Source organism: Paraburkholderia fynbosensis (genome assembly GCF_902859935.1).
GTDB classification, from domain to species: Bacteria; Pseudomonadota; Gammaproteobacteria; order Burkholderiales; family Burkholderiaceae; genus Paraburkholderia; species Paraburkholderia fynbosensis.
Map to the genome: position 1 here is coordinate 1 of NZ_CADIKI010000063.1, position 2,943 is coordinate 2,943.

The 2,943-nt window shown below is 58.7% G+C and carries 4 pseudogenes and 1 other annotated feature; of the pseudogenes, 3 read left to right on the plus strand and 1 reads right to left on the minus strand.

The annotated features are described in order from the left end of the window. Window positions 1–220 precede the first annotated feature (220 nt). From HV770_RS37965 to HV770_RS37975, 3 pseudogenes are all read left to right on the plus strand, one after another. Window positions 221–1,152 (plus strand): annotated as a pseudogene (locus HV770_RS37965) (IS3 family transposase); the annotation flags it as partial. After that, window positions 502–618, plus strand: a sequence feature (AL1L pseudoknot). (Overlaps the previous pseudogene by 117 nt.) Before the next feature lie 48 nt (window positions 1,153–1,200). Then, a pseudogene (locus tag HV770_RS37970) lies at window positions 1,201–2,573 on the plus strand (IS30 family transposase). Window positions 2,574–2,601: 28 nt separating this feature from the next. After that, window positions 2,602–2,733 (plus strand): annotated as a pseudogene (locus tag HV770_RS37975) (IS3 family transposase); the annotation flags it as partial. On the opposite strand, the pseudogene HV770_RS38360 reads toward HV770_RS37975, so the two are convergent. Next, window positions 2,716–2,943, minus strand: a pseudogene (locus HV770_RS38360) (hypothetical protein); the annotation flags it as partial. The pseudogenes HV770_RS37975 and HV770_RS38360 overlap by 18 nt on opposite strands.

The following is a 2,943-nucleotide window of genomic DNA, read 5'->3' on the forward strand; positions in this document are numbered from 1 at the left end:
CCGGCGCAGGTCATCTTGGGATCGCCAGACTCGGCGGATATCTCGCTCGAAAGCATGATCGTCCGCCTGGCCCTACCGTCATCTGGCGTGGATTTCTTGTCCTGCACGAAAATCACGATGATATACCGAATATTCAGGCAAAACGAATAGCACCATCACATTACTTGTGGGTAAGGCTGAGGGATTTGGTGGAGGCTCCAACTCTTGAGAGAATGGAGCCATGAACAAGAAGGTAACCAAGTTTTCCCCGGAAGTCCGAGAGCGCGCGGTGCGCCTGGTGCGCGAGCAGCGTAGCGAACATCCGTCGATGTGGGCGGCGGTCGAATCGATTGCGCCGATGATCGGCTGCACACCGCAGACGCTGCACGAGTGGGTCAAGCGCAACCAGGTCGACCACGGTGAGCGCGATGGCGTGACCACAGACGAGCGCGAGCGCCTCAAGGCCTTGGAACGCGAAGCTAAGGAGTTGCGTCGTCCCAACGAGATTCTCAAGGTCGCGAGCGCGTTTTTCGCCCAGGCGGAGCTCGACCGCCGTTTCAAGTCCTGAAGGCCTTTATCGATCAGCATCGTGACACCTTCGGGGTCGAGCCGATCTGCAAGGTCTTGCGGATTGCCCCGTCGGGCTACCGGCGCCATGCCGCGCAGCTTCGCGACCCGTCGCGGCGCTCTGTTCGTGCAATCCACGATGAACGTCTTCGGCCGGAGATCAAGCGTGTGTGGCAGGCCAACATGCAGGTCTACGGCGCGGATAAAGTCTGGAAGCAGATGAACCAGGAGCATATCTCGGTGGCGCGCTGCACGGTCGAACGGTTGATGAAGCAACTGGGTTTGCGCGGCGTGATGCGAGGCAAGCGTGTTCGCACGACAGTTCTTGATGCCATAGCCCCGCGCCCGCTGGACCGGGTCAATCGCCAGTTCAAGGCGGCACGGCCGAACCAGCTCTGGGTTTCGGATTTCACCTACGTTTCGACGTGGCAGGGCTGGCTGTACGTGGCCTTCGTGATCGATGTGTTCGCTCGCCGTATCGTCGGCTGGCGAGTCAGCAGTTCGATGACCACGGACTTCGTTCTGGATGCACTTGGACAGGCGCTTTACGCGCGGCGCCCGGGCGACGATGGAACCTTGATACACCATTCGGACAGAGGGTCCCAAGGCGGATTCAACCGGTCGTCGCAACACCTTTGATCGAGGAGGTGTTGCATGGCACGAAGTGCAAAGCAGGTGTATCGGCTGACAGGGCGAGACGCGATGTACTCGCCGGGTGCGCCATCACTGGGACGTGAGATCGAGCGTCGGTTCTGGCAGCAGATCGCGACCGGCATTACGAGCGAGAAAGCAGCGGAGGCGATAGGCGTATCTCAAGCGGTAGGCTCGCGCTGGTTCCGCTATCGTGGCGGCATTCCACTATTCATGTCGAAGCCTGTCGCCGGTCGATACCTGTCGTTCGCTGAGCGAGAAGAGATAGCATTGCTTTCTGTCCAAGGCCTCGGGGTGCGCGAGATCGCCCGACATATTGGACGCAGTCCATCAACCGTTTCGCGAGAGCTCACGCGCAACGCGGCGACACGTAATGGGTGTCTCGAGTATCGTGCTTCGGTCGCGCAGTGGAAGGCGGAACGGTTCGCCAAACGACCAAAACCAGCGAAGCTGGCAACTAATGCAAGTCTGCGCCAATACGTTCAGGAACGCCTGGAGGGCAAAGTGCGTGACGCCAATGGTCGCGAAATTGCCGGGCCCAGACAGGCACCGTTCAAGGGGTGAAATAAGCCACATCGCGGTGACCGAAAGTGGGTTAACGGCTGGTCACCTGAACAAATTGCTAATCGGTTGCAGGCTGATTTCCCGGATGATGAATCTATGCGCATCTCTCACGAAGCCATTTATCAAGCGCTCTATATTCAACGGCGCGGCGCGCTCAAGCGCGAGCTGGTGGGTTGCCTTCGCACCGGGCACGCGTTGCGCGTTCCCCGAGCGAGAGCGCGCGCCAGGGCGTGGGCGCACGTCAGCGAGGAACTGATGATTTCCAGCCGGCCTGCAGAGGTGCAAGATCGTGCTGTGCCAGGCCATTGGGAGGGTGACCTGATTATCGGCTTAAACCGATCAGCCATCGGGACGTTGGTGGAAAGATCAAGCCGATTTACGATGCTCGTGCACTTACCCCGCGAGAAGGGCTATGGGCTAATTCCACACACGAAAAACGGGCCTGCGCTCGCCGGCTATGGAGCTGTGACGATGGCCAACGCACTCAAGAAGACCGTGGCGGACTTGCCGGCTCAGTTGTGGCGATCATTGACGTGGGATCGTGGCAAGGAGCTGTGCGATCACGCCCGCTTCACGATCGAGTCCGGCGTGAAGGTGTTCTTCGCTAACCCGCACAGCCCATGGCAGCGTGGTACGAACGAAAACACCAATGCCTTCTACGACAATACTTTCCAAAGGGCACAGACCTGTCCCGGTGGAGCGCTCGCGAGATTCAGGCCGTTGCTAACACATTGAATACCAGGCCCCGGAAAACACTCGGCTGGAAGACGCCTGCGGCGGCCTTGGACGAATACCTAAAATCTGTTCAATAATCTAGTGTTGCGACGACCGGTTGAATCCGCCCAGTACTGCGCCCACGCCTATCAGAAGCTCCTCAACCAGTTCGGTATGCAGGCATCAATGAGTAGACGTGGAAATTGTTTTGATAACGCACCCATTGAATCGTTCTGGGGCTCATTGAAAAATGAACTCTGAGGTTGACCCGGTTCGACGGATAGATTTGCAGTTGAGTTTAATGCGGGTTGGCACCTCCCGATAAGGTTGAATCGCGGGTTGTCCACGGTCGGGCCTCTGGTCGCCTGTCACGACCACGACGCTGCCCGGCGGTGGGCAACCCGCGCGGCGATAAGCTTTGATCTTGCGCATGCAGGTTTTCGAACTCGAGCGGCGAACAGTAGCCGA